This is a genomic window from Borrelia parkeri (assembly GCF_023035815.1).
GTDB classification, from domain to species: Bacteria; Spirochaetota; Spirochaetia; order Borreliales; family Borreliaceae; genus Borrelia; species Borrelia parkeri.
In genome coordinates, this window is the sequence record NZ_CP073159.1 from 302,408 (window position 1) to 319,638 (window position 17,231).

A 17,231-nucleotide genomic window follows, 5' to 3' on the forward strand; every position below is an offset into this window, starting at 1 on the left:
TACCCTTTATACATTCTTCACAATCCATGTTCTAATAAGCTTAGCAACATCTTCTGGTTTCTCTCTAGCTAAAAGTTCAGCATTACTTTGAAGTTCATCCTCTTCTCTAATCCCACCAACAACATCATCAACACCAATATCATCGCTATCCATTAATGCTTGCTGGCGTCTTAAATGTGCTTGTCTTGAAAACTCTTCTTCTCTCAGGCGTCTTCTTCTCTCAAGTTCTCTAGACACAATGAAAAATACTGTAAATACTAATATCAACAATGCAAATATTATACTTAATGTAAAAATAAGAAACTTAAATTTTTCAGCTGAAAAATAATCTTCATCTATCTTTCTAAATTCATTCACTCGATCAAAGGCAACATTCCTAATGGCAATTGAATCCCCCCTCTCCGGCTTATACTCAAAAGAACTCTGCAAAACATCTGTAATATTTTTTAAAGCTTCATCAGAAATAGGCTTATATTCCCTTTTACGCATGCCATTTTCTATAATAAAATTTCCAGACTCATCATAAACAAAATCCCAAACACCATCTATAAAAATACCAAGAGAAATCCCTGCAATCCTAGCAGGCTCCTTTTCGTTTAAAGATTTTTTCTCATTAAGAGCAACATTTTTTATTTCTTTCAACTCATTTGACTTACCGATAATATCACTCAAATCTCGGTATTCAGGAGGAGTATTACCTTCTTGACCAGGTGGCCCCCATGGACTATAACCTTGCCCTTCGTATTCTCTTTTATGCACTTGGGAAGAAAGCAATGTAGAATCACTAACTTTTCTTGTGTTATAAGAAACTTTTGGATCCTGGGGCTCAATCTCAATAGGAGCATACTCTTTAGATTCCGTAGTTTGACGAGAAGTATCAAGTGTCACATTAACTCTTGCAATCATAAACCTATCAACAGACAAAACCTTACTTAAAGCAGAATCAATTTCATCTCGCAGCATAGATTCATATTTTAATTTAAGCTTTCTTTCCTTTTCAGCCAAATCAATCCTATCAATGCCATCTAAATTAGAAAAATCATTTAAAATAGTCCCTTTATTATCAACAATAGCAATATTATCCGATTCAAGACCCTCAATAGCATATTGAATCAGCTTAACAAGTCCTTCCACCTTTTTACGATTAGTCACGATATCAGAACCAGGCTTAGGAGTTATTCTAACAGATGCTTTAACTGCTTCCTGTGATTCTTTAAAAAGAGCCTTTTCTGGCATCACAAGATTAATACTAACAGCATCAACATCATCAAGAGCAACAATATGCTGTTCAACAGCTCTTGTAATTGATCTTCTAAGATTAACATTTCTCTCAAAATCCGTAATAGTCCATCTATCAATATCAAAAAGAGACCAAGGATCCATATGCACAGGAACAAGCTCTTCTCTTACAAGAATTGATCTCATTTTTTTTGACACATTTTCATCACTTAAGTAAATTTTTCCATCAGCAGTAATAATATATTCAACACTTTCTCTATCCAATCTTTGCACTATTCTATCTAACAAGTACTGATCCTTAATACCAACACCAAAAAGAGCAACACCTTGTTTTTTAGTAGAAAATCCTATTAAAAAAATAAATGCTAAAATTATGAATAAAGCAATAACACCAAAAGCCACTTTTTGAACCATACTGGCCTTGTTGAAATTTTTATTTACTGATGCAAAAAACTTAGTAATAAAATTGCTCAAACTGCATAGCTCCTTAACGAATATTAATTACATCTTGATAAGCCTTTATGCTTCTCTCAACAACAGCTTTTGTAATACTTAAATTCATATTAGCTTTAGCCATTGCTATTGTAATATCATGCACATCGACACTATTTGGTTGCAAAATAGCTTGTTGAGACATTCTAGACACATCCAATTGGCTATTATTCACATCAGATATTAAATTAAAGAAAAAATCTTTGAAAGATTCTGCCTTTACCTCACGTTTAACGTCAAAAACAGAAAAACTTTTATCAAAATGCAAAGGATTTTTACGAACTAAATAAACATTATTATCTGTAAAAAAAGAATCTACTTCCATTGCTCACAAACCTCCTTAATTCTGCAGTATTGATAATGCACTCCTAAACATTGCTTTACTACTATTAATGACAGTAGAATTTGCTTCATAAGCACGAGAAGCAGATATCATATCCACCATCTCTTCAACTGCATTCACATTAGGAAACTCCACATAACCCTTTCGCTCACCAGATTTTATTGCATCAGGATGAGTTGGATCATACTTTAATTTCAAAGGGGACTTGTCTTTCTCAATACCAGCAACCCTTACACCCTGACCAACTCCATTATCAAGATAATCAGGAACAAAAGGACCCTTCCAATACGGACTTACAACCCTTGGAGAAAAAATTATTCTCTGTCTTCTATAAGAGCCCCCTTCAGAAGTTCTAGTAGTCTCCACATTAGCAATATTATTTGCAATAACATCTAGTCTCAATCTTTGAGCTGTCAAACCCGTTGAAGCAGTATTAATACTTGAAAATAATCCCATATATAATATTCCTTGAGGTTATAACTTATTTTATTACAATATTTACACTTTTAAAATGATGGGCTTGAATATTTGTAAACAAACTATACATCATTTGATTCTGAGCAAGATTTTTCATCTCAGAATCAATATCAACATTATTACCATTATTATTGAGAGTAGAGAGATAATCAAGCATTCTGAGAGGTTTAACATCTAAATATCCCAACTCTTTAAAACCATCCAAATGCTTACCATTACCCCTTATTAAAGATAAATTGCTTGCTCCTTCATTGGAAATTGCTCGTTCAAACTCAGACTCAAAAGTGACCTTACTTCTCTTAAAATTTGGAGTATCTACATTTGCAACATTATCAGCTATAACACTTTGTCTCAAACTAAGAACATCCAAATACCTATGTGCTAAATCAATTGACCTATCAAAAATATTCAAGCTCACACCCTCTATATCACAAAATACTTTTTACTATATTATATAATAATTTAAGTCTTTTTGTTCGTTAATTTTTATTTTTTCATTAACATAGTCCAAGTTTATTTCAAATTTTTTTAACTTGCTACCGGGTGCTTCAAAAAAAAGATCGGCAAGAATCTTTTCCATAACTCCATGCAACCTTCTTGCTCCAAGATTCTCTCCTTCATAATTCATATCAAAAGCAAGTTCAGCTATTCTATCAATCGCTTCTTCACTAAATGTTAAAGTCAAATTATAAATCTTAAACATTGCAATGTACTGTTTTATTAAAGAGTTTTTAGTGTGTTTTAAAATATTTTTGAAATCATTCACACTTAAACTTTTAAGTTCAACCTTAATTGGAAATCTACCTTGCAGTTCTGGTATTAAATCGGATGGCTTCGATAAATTAAAAGCACCTGCAGCAATGAACAATATATGAGAAGTATCCACTATCCCATATTTTGTATTAACCTTAGATCCTTCAACAATTGGCAAAATATCTCTCTGAACACCTTCTCTAGATATATCATTTCCGGTTCTATTTTTAGTAACTATCTTATCGATCTCATCAATAAAAACAATTCCCATATTCTCAACTCTTGATTTGGCAACCTCTACAATATTCTCATGATCCACTAATTTTTCAAGCTCTTCAGATATAATTATCTCCCTAGCTTTTTTTATTTTTAATTCCCGTCTTTTCTTCCTATCAAATATATTATTAATCAATCCTCCAATACTCATATCAATCTCTTCGAAATTACTACCAGAAAATATTTCGATAGTAGAAACGGGCATTTTTCCTGAAACATAAATATCAATAAGATTATCATCAATATCCCCACTTCTTAATTGTTTCCTAAACTTATTTCTTAATTTATCACGAATTTTTCTTTCTTCTTCACTTGTATTATCATTCTCAGAACCCTCAGAAGTTTTCAACAGTTTGTCAATTATTCTCTCTTCAGCACGCTTACTTGCCTCTTCGCGAACAGAATCATACATCTCTTCCCTTACCATATTCACCGCAATACTCATTAAATCACGAATCATAGACTCAACATCACGACCCACATAACCTACCTCGGTATATTTTGTAGCTTCAACTTTAATAAAAGGAGCCTTAATAAACTTTGAAAGCCTTCTTGCAATCTCAGTTTTACCAATTCCAGTTGAACCAACCATAATAATGTTTTTAGGAATGACATCATCTCTTATTTCCTTGGGAAGCTTAGATCTTATATATCTATTAACAAGAGCAATTGAAACCAATTTCTTAGCCTCAACTTGTCCTATTATATATTTATCTAGTTCTGCAACAATCTCTTTAGGCACTATATTTTGATTTTCAGTCTTATCCATCAACTAATCTCCTCAAGCACGATATTTGAGTTTGTATATATACAAACTCTTGCTGCTACCTTTAAAGACTTAAAAGCAATATCAGCAGCACTTAATTTTTTATTTTCCATATAAGCAAGTGCCGCTGAATATGCATAATTTCCTCCACTACCAATTGAAATCACATCTTCTTCAGGCTCAACAACATCTCCAGTACCTGAAATTAACAAAATATTTTCAGAATCAGCTACGAGCATCATTGCTTCAAGTTTATGAAGTATTTTGTCAGACCTCCAATCTTTTGCAAGCTCTACAGCAGCTCTCTTAATATCAATAATACCATCTTCTCTAGCTTTAACCTTTTCTTCAAACTTCTCAAAAAGAGTAATAGCATCAGAAGTTGAACCTGCAAATCCTGCTAAAATTTTTCCATTAAACAACTTTCTTATTTTAATAGCATTGGACTTTAAAACAGTATATCCAAAAGTCACTTGTCCATCTGCTGCTACTACAGTCTTCCCACCCCTTCTTATTGCAATAACTGTAGTTCCTTTAAAATTCATGATGTCCCCCTATTTAGATATTTCATTCAATAACTCATTAATAAGCATACTTGATGTATCTTTGCATATACAACAGTCCTTTGAGTCATCACTAATTTCAGGCTCATTATACTGAATATTTAGTATCTTATAAAGATCTGACACCGATTTTATCTCTTGAGCTCCAGAATCATATAAAATTCTAGAACCATCACCAGAATAATCAATATTATAAACATAAACATCAAGACCCAAATCAAGTCCAAGCTCAGCAGTAATTAAAGCCCCTGATTTCCTTGGTGCACAAGTAATAAAAACAACATCTGAAAGACCAGCTACTATTCTATTTCTCTTTGCAAAAAAATAATTTTGTATCTTCTCATAAGGCAAAGTTTCAGTAAGAACACCTCCACCATTTTCTAAAAGGCTAGCAACATATTTTCTATTTTGCTTTGGATAAATATTATCAATATCTGTTGCAATAACTGCATATGTTCTTTTTTTCTCATTTATTGCACCAAGATGCGCTGCAATATCAGCTCCTATTGCAAATCCAGATATTATTTCCACATGATTCTTAGCAAGATGAGACGACAACTCTTTAACTTTATCTGCCAACACTCTACTGATTTGTCTTGAACCAACAACAGCCCAAGACAAAGAATTAGAATCTGGAAGATTACCTTTATAATAAATGGCAAACGGAGGATTATAGATTCTCTTAAGCTTTAAAGGATATTCCTTAGACCCAAGAACAGCAATTCTTGTACTTGTTTTATTAATAATTTTTTGTTGCATCTCTATTAATTTTAAATCTGGAAGCTTATAATCTCTCCTAAAAACTCTAGATAAATAATTAGAAATATCTCTTAAACTTAATTTAAAAAGACAACTTAAATCAAAATTATTAAAAATTCTAAGTTTCTCTTCACCCTTTAAAAATCTTAAATTATCAACATAAAGCAATTTAAACATAAAAGTTACTTAAAATTATTCATTATTCTATCAACTCCATCTATTTGCTCTTGGGTTAAAGCTTTATCCTTCGCCTTTTTGTAAAACAACAAAGCATTATCAAAATCACCAAGAGAATAATAGTTTGCACCCCTCAGCATAAAAAATTCAAAATAATCCTCTCCCATAGACTCAAGTCTACTTAAATATCCTTTAGCTTCCAACTGTTTATCAAGGTCATAAACATACATAGTAGAGAGAGCAAAAATCGCCTCTTTAAAATCATCTTTAATAGAGATTGATTTTAAAAAAGAATCTTCAGCAAGAATAAAATATTCACGAACCTTTTCTCTGGTTTCAATCCCCTTAGCTAAATTATAAGAAGAAACTCCTATATAAAAATGAGATAAATGATTATCAGGACCATATTCCAAATTTTTATTAAAATACTCAATAGCAGGTCCATATTGACCAAGCCTAATAAGCTCAAGTCCAATCAAACTAAAAAATCTAGCCTTTTTATCAATTGAATTTATTATTTTTAAAATATTTTGCTCTTCTTTATCAACAAATTCCTTATAAACTTCAATTTTTTCTAATGAACCACCACCTGCTATCTCTATTTCTCTTATTCTAAGTCCAAGATTTACTTTTTCCTTAGATTCATCTCCACAAGAAATAACTAAAAACAAAAATATTGGTATCCATCTTTTCATTCAATTATCGCTATTTTTTTTATTTAAATTTCTAAGAAATGTAGGAACATCAATATCATCTTCAAAATAATTAACATTTTTTGACTTTGCTATAAAATTATCATTTGCCTCATAAACACTTCCTAAAGCATCTTGACTACCTGACATCAAACTATCAAATTCTTTTGAACTTAAAGTATTATTTTCAACAGCACCAGATAAATCTTTCTGTTTTTTAGAAGAAAAACCAGTAGCAACAACTGTAACATAAATCTCATCATCAAGATTTGAATTAATTGCATGCCCATATATTACGGTAGCCTCATCATCAACACTAGCTGTAATAATCCCCATAATCTCTTCAAGCTCAAGCAATGAAAAATCTTCACCTCCGGTTATATTAACAAGAAGCCCTTTAGATCCTTCTATTCTAACCTCCTCAAGCAAAGGATTACTAATAGCAGAAGTAGCCGCATCAACAGCCCTATTCTCACCCTTACCATAACCAATACCCATCAAAGCATCCCCTTGTCCTTGCATAATGCTCTTAACATCAGCAAAATCAATATTAACTTCTCCATGCTCAATAATAAGACCTGCAATCCCCTGCACACCCATCCTTAAGACATCATCAGCCCTTTTGAAGGCATCCTTAATAGTAGTTCGCTTATCAACAACAGTTAAAAGTTTTTGATTTGGAATAATGATTAAAGTATCAACAGATTTTCTTAAATTATTTATTCCCTGTTCAGCAAGCCGCATCTTCTTAGGGCCTTCAAATTTGAAAGGCTTAGTAACGACCCCAACAGTTAAAATTCCAAGTTCTTTAGCCACTTGAGCAATAACAGGTGCAGCTCCTGTTCCAGTTCCTCCGCCCATTCCAGCAGTAATAAATACCATGTCAGCACCTGCTAGATGATTTTTAATAATATCAATATCTTCTTCTGCAGCAGCTTGTCCAATCTCAGGCCTCCCACCAGCCCCAAGACCTGAAGTAACTTTAGCACCAAGCGCAATCTTTATTGGAGCAATAGAAGTTTGAAGAGCTTGAAGATCAGTATTTGCTACAATAAACTCAACATCTCTTACTCCATATTCAATCATACGATTGACAGCGTTGCTACCGCCACCGCCTGCACCAATTACTTTAAGAACCGTAGGATTTGTAGCAGAATCAAACCTTTTTGAATGACTATCAATAATATTATAATCTTTCATTAAACTTCCTCCATGACTGGTCAAAACCACTCCTTCAAAAACCAACCTTTCAATTTTGAAGATATTTTACTTTGTCTCTTAGATTTATTATTTCCCTTCTTTAATTTATTGAATTTTTGCTGTTCATGCTTATAAAGAACAAGACCAAGAGCTGAGGAAAATTTAGGACCAATATACTCCTCTCCAACCCCATTAATATTCATTGGGAATCCTATTCTTGATGGATATTTAAATATTTCTTCTGTTAAATTAGAAATACCGGGAAACAAAGAGCCTCCTCCAGTTAAAACAATTCCTCCATTAATCTTATTATAAAGCCCTCTTTTCATTATTTCAGCTTTTATCATCTCAAAAATCTCACTTAATCTTGAATTAATTATTATAGCCAATTCTTTTCGACTTTTCTCTTGAGGCGGCCTGGTTCCAAGATTAGGAATAATAACACTTTCCACTTGACTCTCAAGAGCAGAAATATGAGCAACACCAGCCGTTATTTTAATATTCTCAGCAATATCTTCAGGTACTTTCCACACTTGTGCAATATCAAGAGTAACTCTATTTGCACCTATAGGAATTACTCCAGTATAATAAGGAGAGCCATCAACATAAAGAATTATATCTGTTGTACCTTTACCCATGTCAACAAACAAAACTCCCATTTCTCTCTCTTCCTTAGATAAAGTAGCATAAGATGAGGCCAAACTTCCAAGCACAATTTCATCAACAGAAAACCCAGCACGATTCACACACCTAACTAAATTCTGACTTGAAGAACTAGAGCCAGTAATAATATGCACTTCACCCTCAAGGCGAATTCCCATCATATCTATTGGATTTTTTATATGAGGAATTCCATCCACAATAAATTCCTGAGGAATCACATGTAAAATTTCTCTATCCATCGGAATCACAATTGCCTTAGCAGCTTCAATAACACGCTCAACATCTTCATTATCAATCTCCCTGGTTTTTGAATTTATTGCAACAACCCCACGAGAATTAGTACCCTCAATACTACTACCTGACATAGATACAGAAAGAGCTGCAATATCACACCCAGAAATAAGTTCAGCAGCTTCAATGGAACTAGAAATTGAATCAAGTGCAGCTTCAATATTTATAAGAACACCTTTCCTCACACCTCTTGATACACTAGTGCCTATTCCAACTATTTCCAACTGATTATTCAAGTTTACCTCAGCTACAACAGTACAAATCTTTGAAGTTCCAATATCTAATCCTACTATCAAATCCCTAGACACTAATCTTCTCCTAACAAAATGATATTACCGCTTCTTAAATCAACAGTATCAGACCTTCCCTTAAGCAAATCAGATATCATGAATACCTTATGCATTACACTTATTAAATCCATATCCGTTGTTATTAATATCTTATTATATATATTTTTTATATACAAAAAAATCTTGTAATCATAAAAATTCAACTTCAAAAAATTAATTTCCGATATTAAATTATACAAAGTATTTTGATTTATTTTAACATAGTTAAGGTTCTTTATAATAGCAAGCATTCTATCTTCTAAAAAATCACCAACTTCATTGCCATTTAAATTTAATCCACTAACTATAGGTAAATCATAAATTAAATCTTTACACTTTTCCAAAATTAAACCGTCTGAAGCAATAAAATAGTAAATAAAGCTGCCATCAACATTCTCATAAGCAGTAACGATAGGAACTCTTCTCTCAATATTAATGCTAATTGTATTAGGAAACTTAAGTTTTACCGTCACATTCTTTACCCTTAGATCTCTCATAATATTTTTCTCATAAGCACTAATATCAGCATCATAATAATAAGTATTAGGCTTAATTCCTGAAATACTCAATATCTCTTCCTTAGAAATATGAATACTATCATTAAAACTAATGTATCTGATTAAAAAATAAGGGGAAATAAAAATAATAAAAATAATCTCAAGTAGTATAAGAGAAATTACTACATAAATATATATAATCAAAAATTTTCTATAAATCAACATAAAATTAAGATTAAATTATCATTTTGATAAAACTTCAAATTATTCATCTTCAACATCTCTAGAAACATTTGCAATAAGTCCAGAAAGAGCCATTGTAACAACAATAGAAGAACCACCTGATGAAAAAAATGGTAAATTTATACCTGTGGGAGGCAAAAGACCAATTGCAATTAAAATATTCATGATGCTTTGAAGAAAAATTGTAAGACTTGCAATAAACGCAATAAAAAATCTAAATCTGGTTTTAGCAAAAAGAGCAACAAAATACCCAAAATAGAACAATAAAAAAAATAATAAAATAGCAAGACAAATCCCAAAAAATCCTAATTCCTCTCCAAGCACAGAAAAAATAAAATCAGAATTAGCCTCTGGAAGTCTGCCAAGCTTTACCTCGCCCATTCCAAGCCCCCTTCCCCCAAGACCACCACTCTTAAAAGCATTAAGTGATGCAATTATTTGATATCCTCTTCCCAAAGGATCTTCATAAGGATTTAAAAATGCAAAAATTCTAGCAACCCTGTAAGGTTCAAATATTAAAAAAAGCATAGCAATTGGAACAAAAGTAAATAAAATAGCAAAAACATATCCCAATGACATTCCAGAAACAAATAAAACAACAAAGAAAAGCATAGCAAAATAAATAGCCGTTGAATAATCATTTTGTAAAATTATGAGCAACCAAAAAATACTAAAAATTAACATTGGCTTTAGCCAATAAGAAATATTATTATCTGACTTTAATCTAAATCTACTCAAATAACTCGCAAGATAAATCGTAAAAGATACCTTGAAAATCTCTGAAGGCTGAATACTAATGCCTTTTAAAAATATCCACCTTTGTGTTCCTGAAACACTAGGGGAAAAAAAAGTTGCCAAAACTAATGTAAAGGTTACAAGCAATATAATAGAAACAATTTTTTTTAAAAAATCTAAAGAAATTCTTTCAAAGACAAAAAATACAATAAAACTTAAAAAAAGATATTTAAGACGCATTAAGAATAAAAAATTAGGGTCCCCTGTAAGTTCTAGACTTAAAAAAAATGAAGATGTATAAAATACAACAAGACCATAAGCAATAAGCGACCATAAAACAAGTAAATAACATTTTCTAAGAGAGTTTCTCTCTACAAACATAAATATCAATTTAAACTCATCTAATCTTAAGAGTGCTTAAAGCAATTATAGCAAATATTAAACCTATTATCCAAAATCTAATAACAACCTGCATTTCAGACCAACCAAGCTCCTCAAAATGATGATGAAGTGGTGCCATTTTAAAAACCCTTTTCTTAGTATGCTTATAAACTATTACTTGAATAATTACAGATAAAGTCTCAACCACAAAAACTCCTGCAAGAATTGCAAAAAGAATCTCACTCTTTAAGATTAAAGCTGTCATCCCAAGAACCGCCCCGATTGAAAGACTACCAGTATCACCCATCATTATTTTAGCAGGATACGCATTAAACCACAAAAATCCAAAACTACCGCCAAGTAAAGCTCCAAGGAATACTACAAGTTCTTCAGCACCTTTAATATTTGGAATATTTAAATAAGATGCAAAATCTACTCTACTTGTAAGATATGCAATTATCACTAGAGCTCCTGTTACAACAATACTAAGTCCAATAGCAAGTCCATCAAGTCCATCTGTCAAATTAAAAGAATTAGACGCAGATATTAAAATAAACATCCCAAATGGAATATATAACATCCCCAAATCTAATTTAAGAGACTTAAAAAAAGGGAAATAAATTATACTAACATGCTCATCACCAAAACAATAAAGAATAGTAACTGAAATACAAGAAAACAATATTTGCCCATAAATCTTAAATCGAGGATTAAGCCCATCTGAATTTTTTCTCTTTATTTTTAGCAAATCATCCACAAATCCTAAGCAAGCAAAACTAACCATGACAAAAAGTATAATTAAAAAGTAAATATTCCAAAAATTAATCCAGAAAAATAAAGAAACTAAAACACAAAAAAAAATAAGAATACCTCCCATAGTAGGAATTCCTATCTTCTCACTTAAATGACGCTTTGGTCCATCCTTTCTTAAGATTTGATCTAGTTTTAGTTTTTTAAGTCTTAAAATAATAAATGGACCAAAAATTAATGCAAGCAAAAATGCAAAAATAGTAGCATAAGCGGTTCTAAAAGTAATATATTTTAACAATCTAAGTCCTAAAAGACAAAACATATTCCCCCCATTAGTCCTTAAAGATAATCAAGAACCCTTTCAAGTCTATTTGATCTTGACCCTTTAATAGCAATAAAACACTCAGATTCCAAATTTTTCACAAAATAATCAATAAAATTTTCAAAATCACTAAAATAAAATAAATTATCTAAGGTTAAGTTTTCAATTTTTTTTACTTCTTGAAATTCTTCACCAATTAAAAAACCTTTATCAAAATTCATCAAAACAACTTCACTAATCGCTGTTTTATGTGCCTCATACGCAAACTTTCCAAGTTCTTTAAAAGCACCAAGAATAATAATTTTTTTACCCTTTATCTCAAGACCCAAAATCATCTCCTTTAACGCCATAAATGAACCTAAATTACCATTATAAGAATCATTCAAAACCAAATAATTTTTTACTCTTAAAAGCTCTGCCCTACCTTTTTGAAAATCAGCATGCAATAAACCATTACGAATCTCATTTTCACTCAGTCCAAGCAACAAAGCTAAATTAATGCAAGATATTGCATTGAAAATATTATGCTGACCGGGTAATAAAATAGAATAATCAAACCCTTTATAAGTAAAATCATAAAAAAATTTATCATTTAAAAATGTAAATGATCTGATTTGAAGACTATGAAAATCAAAATAAAAAATATTAATCCCTGGATTAATAGACTTAGCTATTACTCTTAAATGTAAATGATAAGGACAACTCTCATTTAAAATTACTATCTGAGTACTCTTAGTAATGATTTTACCCTTCTCAGCAGTAACAATCTCTAGATCTTCAAAAGCTTGCATATGAGCATAACTTATATTTGTTACAACAACAATTTCGGGATTTAATATTTCAGCAAGGAGGTTCATCTCTCCAATATAGCTAATCCCCACTTCAAAAACAGCATACTCCTCATCTCCCTCAGTTCTCAAAATACTCAAAGGCAACCCAATATCAGAATTTAAATTTCCCCAAGTCTTGCAAGTTTTATATCTCTCTGACAATATGCTGTAAAGCATCTCTTTTGTTGTAGTCTTTCCATTACTACCAGTAATAGCTATCCTCTTAAAACTTGCTCTTGTAATAAAATGTGCTGCTAAGTTTTGAAGGAAAATAATTACATTACTAGTAAGCAAAAAAACCAAATTCTTATCTCTGTTTAAATACTCAACACACAAACTCTCACAATCTTTAGAGCACACAAAACATTGAACACCAATATCAATTAAATATTCGACAAAAGAAAATCCATCCACCCTATCACCTTTATATGCAAAATAAAGACTAGCACTACTATTTTTAGCATTTATTTCACGACTGTCAAGCGAATAAAATGATACAATCTTTTGCATACTACTTGCATAACCAACAAATTTAATATCCTTTAGAGAATCTAAAATGTCTTCAATTTTTATATGCATCAAAAACCCTCATAGATTCTATCGTTTAATAACATTTATATCCTTATTATCCTTTTTTTCTAAATTCAAATAATCTTTACTAAGCTCTTCTATCCTATCAATACTTTGAAGTTCATATATTATGGTTAACAACCTAAGATTTTCATCAATAATATTACTTTGTTCATTATTTAAATCTTCAAACTCACGCAACTTTACAACATATCTAAAATTAAGATAAATATTTAAGCATATTACAATTGTCAATATCAGAATCAATAAAAAGTATAATCTAACTTCAATTTTTCCCATTTTACTCATATAATTTTTTTATGACTCTAAGCTTAGCACTTCTTGATGCATTATTAAATCTCTTTTCTTCAAAGCTTGGAATTATAGGCTTTTTAGTAAGTATACAATATTGTTCTTTACTTAAACCTTTAAAAAACTCTTTTACAATTTTATCTTCCAATGAATGAAATGTAACAATAGCCAAGACGCCATTCTTTGATAAGCTTTCTACCCATAATGGCAAGCTTTTCTTTAAACGAAAAAGCTCATCATTAACATAAATTCTTAACGCTTGAAAAGTTTTAGTTGCCGGATTTATTTTAAGCTTTATCCTAGGATAGGCTTTGCTAACTATGTTCTGCAGCTCTCTTGAGGTTTCTATTTTCTTAATTTTTCTATGTTCTAAGATAGATTTAACAATTCTTCTAGAATAACGTTCACCACTTAATTCATAGATTAAATTTTCAAGTCTTTTTTTGTCAAAATTATTGACAATATCATAAGCACTAAGACCTCCAGCACCAGGATTCAGCCTCATATCTAATCTTTCATCTTCAAAAAAAGAAAATCCCCTACCACTCATTTTGTAATGAAACATGGAAATACCAAGATCAGCTAAAATAAAATTGATTTTACTACTTAAAGGATATTCACTAAAGAAATCATCAAACCAATCATTAAAATATGAAACTCTTTCTTTAAATTCTATAAGAGACTCTTTTGCCCTATTTAAAACAATGTCATCCCTCTCAATCCCAATCACATTTATGTTTTGATACTTCTTAAGAACTGCACTTGAGTGCCCACCTTCCCCAAGAGTACAATCAACAAAAACAAACCTATCACTTATATTTGATGCCTCTAAAAGATTAATAATTTCATCAAGAAATACAGGTATATGAAAAATATTACCCATTGAGTGTAAACCTATAAGTTAAACTATTTTCGGTATTATAAACATCTCCATATTTGATCTTAATTTCGTTATGACCGCTGGTAAACTCAAGATTATTTATCTCAATATTTCCATTATCTCTTTTTATATTAAAACGATCTAATTTATAATCCTTATTCTCAAAAACAACATATGAATTACCGTTTAAAGATATGCTCTGAAAATCAGCACGAAAAATACTGTTATTATTTAAAAACACTTCAAAATAGTAAATACCATGAATAGCTTTTGTAACACCAATCTCTTTTTTCAAAAAATTTAAAACAAGACCATAATCACCAAATTCTAAATCTAAATCAATATCCTCCTTTAACTCAAACATTGTATCATCCTTACCTTTTAAAAGGATATTACCTAATAAAAAGGAAGAATTGATATTTAAATTATTTCTATTCTTTATCACAAATAAAGGATTAATTATATGCCCACTATAATGATCAACAACCACTACATCAAAAACTTTATTATCATTCTTTAAAAAGATTTTCTCATTCTTGTATATAAAATCACCAAAAAATTCCAAATTAAAACCCAAATCTTTATCAACAATGATCAAAATGCTTCCATCATATTCACTAACCTTATTCTTGGAATACAAAATCTTATAATTATTTGAAAAAATAGAAAAGTGTGTATCTAAAGCTCTTAATTTTATACCAATACTTAAAGTATCATCTCTCAATTCTCCAAAATCACTTACCAAATCAAACTTCTCATCTTTTCCAAACTCCAAAAACGCATACAAATTAAAAAAATTAAAGAAAAAAAGAAAAGCAATTATCATCACAATTACAACCCTAAATACTTTAAATCACTATCATCATTAAAATATAAAATTCCTTCATCAAATTCAACATATGAATTCACCTTATCTTTAAAAAAGATATTATCAAATAAATTATAAGAATCTACAGAATAAGTCCTTATATTGATTATACTACCACTCAAATCATAAAAATATATCCTATACACTCTAGAAAAAGGATCATAAGAGGCTTTTAAAACAGAATTTTTATTATCAACTTTAAAAGTTTTACCACTATTAATATTAAGTATTAAAAATGAATTTGCAGTCTCAACAAACAAATTATAAAATTTATCAATCTTAAAAAAAGGATTAAAATCTTTAATCTTTAAATTTTTCAAATATAAAAACTGATTATATCCATCCTCTAAGTTAAAAACCTCTATAGAGAATTCCTCATTTCCTCTTAAAATACATAAATATTTATTATTTAAGCTTAATTTAAGACATATAATCGGCAAACCAACACCTAATAAATCACCACCATAAACCATTTTTCCACGTTTATACACATAAGTTTTGCCATCAGAGAGTCCTAAAGCCAAAACATCATCATTATAATCAATACTTAATATTGAAGCTATAAACTTGAAAGACAAAATTCTACTTCCATCTGCCCCATAAACTTCTAAAGCCTTATGTAAATTATTTAAAGCAAAAACAACATTATCTTTTGTAAAAACAAAATCCTTATATGCCAAAGCAAACAAAAATTTATCTGTCTTCCTAGAAAATACAGAATAATTATCTTTAAACCTATTAAGCACATAATAATAGTCTGAAAAACTTACTAAACGATCACTTACAATATGATAATCATATTTATTGAGATCTAAATTCAAAATTTGATCATTAATAAAAACATTACGCATTGGAACAATATCAACCAAATTATCAGACTTCTTAAAGTGACTAAACTTATAAAAGATTGAAATATCAATTGTTGATTTCAAGATAGAATCAACTAATACTATAAATATCAATAAGAAAATTGATAACAAAAAATTTTTGATTCTTCTAAATCGAGTTGAATTTTCTTTACAAAGATTCACACCTATTAAAATCCTCCCCTCAAAATCACCTACTCCTGCTCAAATCTGACTGAAATTTAACAGACCAAACTTCATAAAATTTTGCAAACTTCTCAGCTATCGCTTTCTGAGAAGTAACAGTAGCTAAAGTTTTTCCGGCCTGAATATAACCTAAAATCTGTTCTGAGAGTCCATAAGCCCCATTTACTTCATATCTTGATCTTAACAAAAATGCTCCTTCCTCTAGGAGATCTAAAGATTTAATAAGATGAGCTAATTGAACCTTATAAAAAGGACTATCAATAACTAAATTTTTTGACAAATTCTTAAAATCAATAAAATTTTTAACCAAAACAATAAATTTAAGATATATATCTTCTAAAAAGAAAATCGCTTTAGAATCACCTTTGCTAAAATACATTCCCAAATCAATAAGATATCCTAACTTTCTAATAATCAAAAATCGTTCTTCAGGATTTAAATTAAGCACAGACTTATTATCCATAAGTTCGCCAAAAGAAATAAGTAAAACAGGACTTATAAACAACGAAAAATCAGAAATCAAACTAAAAAGATTTACTCGAAAATCATAGTTAACTTTTAATCTAGGCTTTGTGTAAAAATAATTTAATGATGCAATATAACTTAAAACATTTAAATTTAAGTTAATAAAATTAACCGTTACTCCCGAATCCAGTGCAAGCTTACCGGATTTCTTGATGTCTTTTATGTCTTTTAAAGTTTGCAAAATAAGATCATCAATAAACAAAATTTTTTGATAATTTTCATTATGCACTAAATCCATAAATACCC

Annotated in this window: 19 protein-coding genes; all 19 read right to left on the reverse strand. The window is 30.2% G+C overall.

Going from position 1 to position 17,231, the window contains the following annotated elements; genetic code table 11:
* Positions 1–6 precede the first annotated feature (6 nt).
* Genes fliF through bpSLO_RS01530 form a run of 19 tightly spaced genes read right to left on the reverse strand, consistent with a single transcriptional unit; the run spans position 7 to position 17,223 of the window.
* On the reverse strand, positions 7–1,713 hold the full coding sequence (gene fliF, locus bpSLO_RS01440) for a flagellar basal-body MS-ring/collar protein FliF (protein WP_025375324.1): 1,707 nt from the start codon (positions 1,711–1,713) through the stop codon (positions 7–9).
* Positions 1,714–1,726: 13 nt separating this feature from the next.
* Positions 1,727–2,056 (reverse strand): flagellar hook-basal body complex protein FliE, encoded by a 330-nt coding sequence (gene fliE, locus bpSLO_RS01445; protein WP_025375325.1) that lies wholly within the window; start codon positions 2,054–2,056, stop codon positions 1,727–1,729.
* Between the two features lie 15 nt (positions 2,057–2,071).
* Entirely contained in the window at positions 2,072–2,530 is a 459-nt protein-coding gene (flgC, locus tag bpSLO_RS01450) for a flagellar basal body rod protein FlgC (protein WP_025375326.1), read from the reverse strand.
* 25 nt (positions 2,531–2,555) lie between these two features.
* Entirely contained in the window at positions 2,556–2,963 is a 408-nt protein-coding gene (gene flgB, locus bpSLO_RS01455; RefSeq protein ID WP_025375327.1) for a flagellar basal body rod protein FlgB, read from the reverse strand.
* A gap of 33 nt (positions 2,964–2,996) precedes the next feature.
* Positions 2,997–4,349, reverse strand: coding sequence for an HslU--HslV peptidase ATPase subunit (gene hslU, locus bpSLO_RS01460; protein WP_025375328.1), 1,353 nt, complete (start codon positions 4,347–4,349; stop codon positions 2,997–2,999).
* On the reverse strand, positions 4,349–4,891 hold the full coding sequence (gene hslV, locus bpSLO_RS01465) for an ATP-dependent protease subunit HslV (protein ID WP_025375329.1): 543 nt from the start codon (positions 4,889–4,891) through the stop codon (positions 4,349–4,351). The genes hslU and hslV overlap by 1 nt, the downstream gene beginning before the upstream one ends.
* Before the next feature lie 9 nt (positions 4,892–4,900).
* Positions 4,901–5,845 carry a DNA-processing protein DprA gene (gene dprA / locus bpSLO_RS01470; RefSeq protein ID WP_025375330.1) on the reverse strand — a complete coding sequence of 315 codons (945 nt, stop codon included), beginning with the start codon at positions 5,843–5,845 and terminating at the stop codon, positions 4,901–4,903.
* Positions 5,846–5,850: 5 nt separating this feature from the next.
* Complete coding sequence (locus bpSLO_RS01475) at positions 5,851–6,540, reverse strand: hypothetical protein (RefSeq protein WP_025375331.1); 690 nt, start codon at positions 6,538–6,540, stop codon at positions 5,851–5,853.
* Entirely contained in the window at positions 6,541–7,737 is a 1,197-nt protein-coding gene (gene ftsZ / locus bpSLO_RS01480; protein WP_025375332.1) for a cell division protein FtsZ, read from the reverse strand.
* 20 nt (positions 7,738–7,757) lie between these two features.
* Positions 7,758–8,999 carry a cell division protein FtsA gene (gene ftsA / locus bpSLO_RS01485; RefSeq protein WP_025375333.1) on the reverse strand — a complete coding sequence of 414 codons (1,242 nt, stop codon included), beginning with the start codon at positions 8,997–8,999 and terminating at the stop codon, positions 7,758–7,760.
* Positions 8,999–9,742 carry a cell division protein FtsQ/DivIB gene (locus bpSLO_RS01490; RefSeq protein WP_025407450.1) on the reverse strand — a complete coding sequence of 248 codons (744 nt, stop codon included), beginning with the start codon at positions 9,740–9,742 and terminating at the stop codon, positions 8,999–9,001. The genes ftsA and bpSLO_RS01490 overlap by 1 nt, the downstream gene beginning before the upstream one ends.
* A 39-nt stretch (positions 9,743–9,781) precedes the next feature.
* Positions 9,782–10,876: a putative lipid II flippase FtsW gene (gene ftsW / locus bpSLO_RS01495; protein ID WP_025375335.1), complete on the reverse strand. Its 1,095-nt coding sequence runs from the start codon at positions 10,874–10,876 to the stop codon at positions 9,782–9,784.
* Positions 10,877–10,892: 16 nt separating this feature from the next.
* On the reverse strand, positions 10,893–11,948 hold the full coding sequence (gene mraY / locus bpSLO_RS01500; RefSeq protein ID WP_025407449.1) for a phospho-N-acetylmuramoyl-pentapeptide-transferase: 1,056 nt from the start codon (positions 11,946–11,948) through the stop codon (positions 10,893–10,895).
* A 17-nt stretch (positions 11,949–11,965) separates the two neighbouring features.
* Entirely contained in the window at positions 11,966–13,357 is a 1,392-nt protein-coding gene (gene murF / locus bpSLO_RS01505) for a UDP-N-acetylmuramoyl-tripeptide--D-alanyl-D-alanine ligase (RefSeq protein ID WP_025407448.1), read from the reverse strand.
* An 18-nt stretch (positions 13,358–13,375) separates the two neighbouring features.
* The gene (locus bpSLO_RS01510; RefSeq protein ID WP_025375338.1) at positions 13,376–13,657 is read right to left on the reverse strand and encodes a hypothetical protein; all 282 of its coding nucleotides are present in this window, start codon (positions 13,655–13,657) and stop codon (positions 13,376–13,378) included.
* Positions 13,650–14,543 carry a 16S rRNA (cytosine(1402)-N(4))-methyltransferase RsmH gene (gene rsmH / locus bpSLO_RS01515; protein WP_025375339.1) on the reverse strand — a complete coding sequence of 298 codons (894 nt, stop codon included), beginning with the start codon at positions 14,541–14,543 and terminating at the stop codon, positions 13,650–13,652. Before rsmH ends, bpSLO_RS01510 begins: the two co-directional genes overlap by 8 nt.
* Positions 14,536–15,366: a hypothetical protein gene (locus bpSLO_RS01520; protein ID WP_081719351.1), complete on the reverse strand. Its 831-nt coding sequence runs from the start codon at positions 15,364–15,366 to the stop codon at positions 14,536–14,538. The genes rsmH and bpSLO_RS01520 overlap by 8 nt, the downstream gene beginning before the upstream one ends.
* A gap of 5 nt (positions 15,367–15,371) precedes the next feature.
* Positions 15,372–16,439: a hypothetical protein gene (locus tag bpSLO_RS01525; protein ID WP_025375341.1), complete on the reverse strand. Its 1,068-nt coding sequence runs from the start codon at positions 16,437–16,439 to the stop codon at positions 15,372–15,374.
* Positions 16,440–16,464: 25 nt separating this feature from the next.
* Complete coding sequence (locus bpSLO_RS01530) at positions 16,465–17,223, reverse strand: hypothetical protein (RefSeq protein ID WP_025375342.1); 759 nt, start codon at positions 17,221–17,223, stop codon at positions 16,465–16,467.
* Positions 17,224–17,231 lie beyond the last annotated feature (8 nt).

What these genes read in the sequence shown, in the direction of transcription:
- fliE (WP_025375325.1), bottom strand. Translation starts at nt 2,056, where the DNA reads ATGGAAGTAGATTCTTTTTTTACAGATAATAATGTTTATTTAGTTCGT.
- flgC (WP_025375326.1), bottom strand. Translation starts at nt 2,530, where the DNA reads ATGGGATTATTTTCAAGTATTAATACTGCTTCAACGGGTTTGACAGCT.
- hslU (WP_025375328.1), bottom strand. Translation starts at nt 4,349, where the DNA reads ATGGATAAGACTGAAAATCAAAATATAGTGCCTAAAGAGATTGTTGCA.
- hslV (WP_025375329.1), bottom strand. Translation starts at nt 4,891, where the DNA reads ATGAATTTTAAAGGAACTACAGTTATTGCAATAAGAAGGGGTGGGAAG.
- dprA (WP_025375330.1), bottom strand. Translation starts at nt 5,845, where the DNA reads ATGTTTAAATTGCTTTATGTTGATAATTTAAGATTTTTAAAGGGTGAA.
- bpSLO_RS01475 (WP_025375331.1), bottom strand. Translation starts at nt 6,540, where the DNA reads ATGAAAAGATGGATACCAATATTTTTGTTTTTAGTTATTTCTTGTGGA.
- ftsZ (WP_025375332.1), bottom strand. Translation starts at nt 7,737, where the DNA reads ATGAAAGATTATAATATTATTGATAGTCATTCAAAAAGGTTTGATTCT.
- bpSLO_RS01490 (WP_025407450.1), bottom strand. Translation starts at nt 9,742, where the DNA reads ATGTTGATTTATAGAAAATTTTTGATTATATATATTTATGTAGTAATT.
- ftsW (WP_025375335.1), bottom strand. Translation starts at nt 10,876, where the DNA reads ATGTTTGTAGAGAGAAACTCTCTTAGAAAATGTTATTTACTTGTTTTA.
- mraY (WP_025407449.1), bottom strand. Translation starts at nt 11,948, where the DNA reads ATGTTTTGTCTTTTAGGACTTAGATTGTTAAAATATATTACTTTTAGA.
- murF (WP_025407448.1), bottom strand. Translation starts at nt 13,357, where the DNA reads ATGCATATAAAAATTGAAGACATTTTAGATTCTCTAAAGGATATTAAA.
- bpSLO_RS01510 (WP_025375338.1), bottom strand. Translation starts at nt 13,657, where the DNA reads ATGAGTAAAATGGGAAAAATTGAAGTTAGATTATACTTTTTATTGATT.
- rsmH (WP_025375339.1), bottom strand. Translation starts at nt 14,543, where the DNA reads ATGGGTAATATTTTTCATATACCTGTATTTCTTGATGAAATTATTAAT.
- bpSLO_RS01520 (WP_081719351.1), bottom strand. Translation starts at nt 15,366, where the DNA reads ATGATAATTGCTTTTCTTTTTTTCTTTAATTTTTTTAATTTGTATGCG.
- bpSLO_RS01530 (WP_025375342.1), bottom strand. Translation starts at nt 17,223, where the DNA reads ATGGATTTAGTGCATAATGAAAATTATCAAAAAATTTTGTTTATTGAT.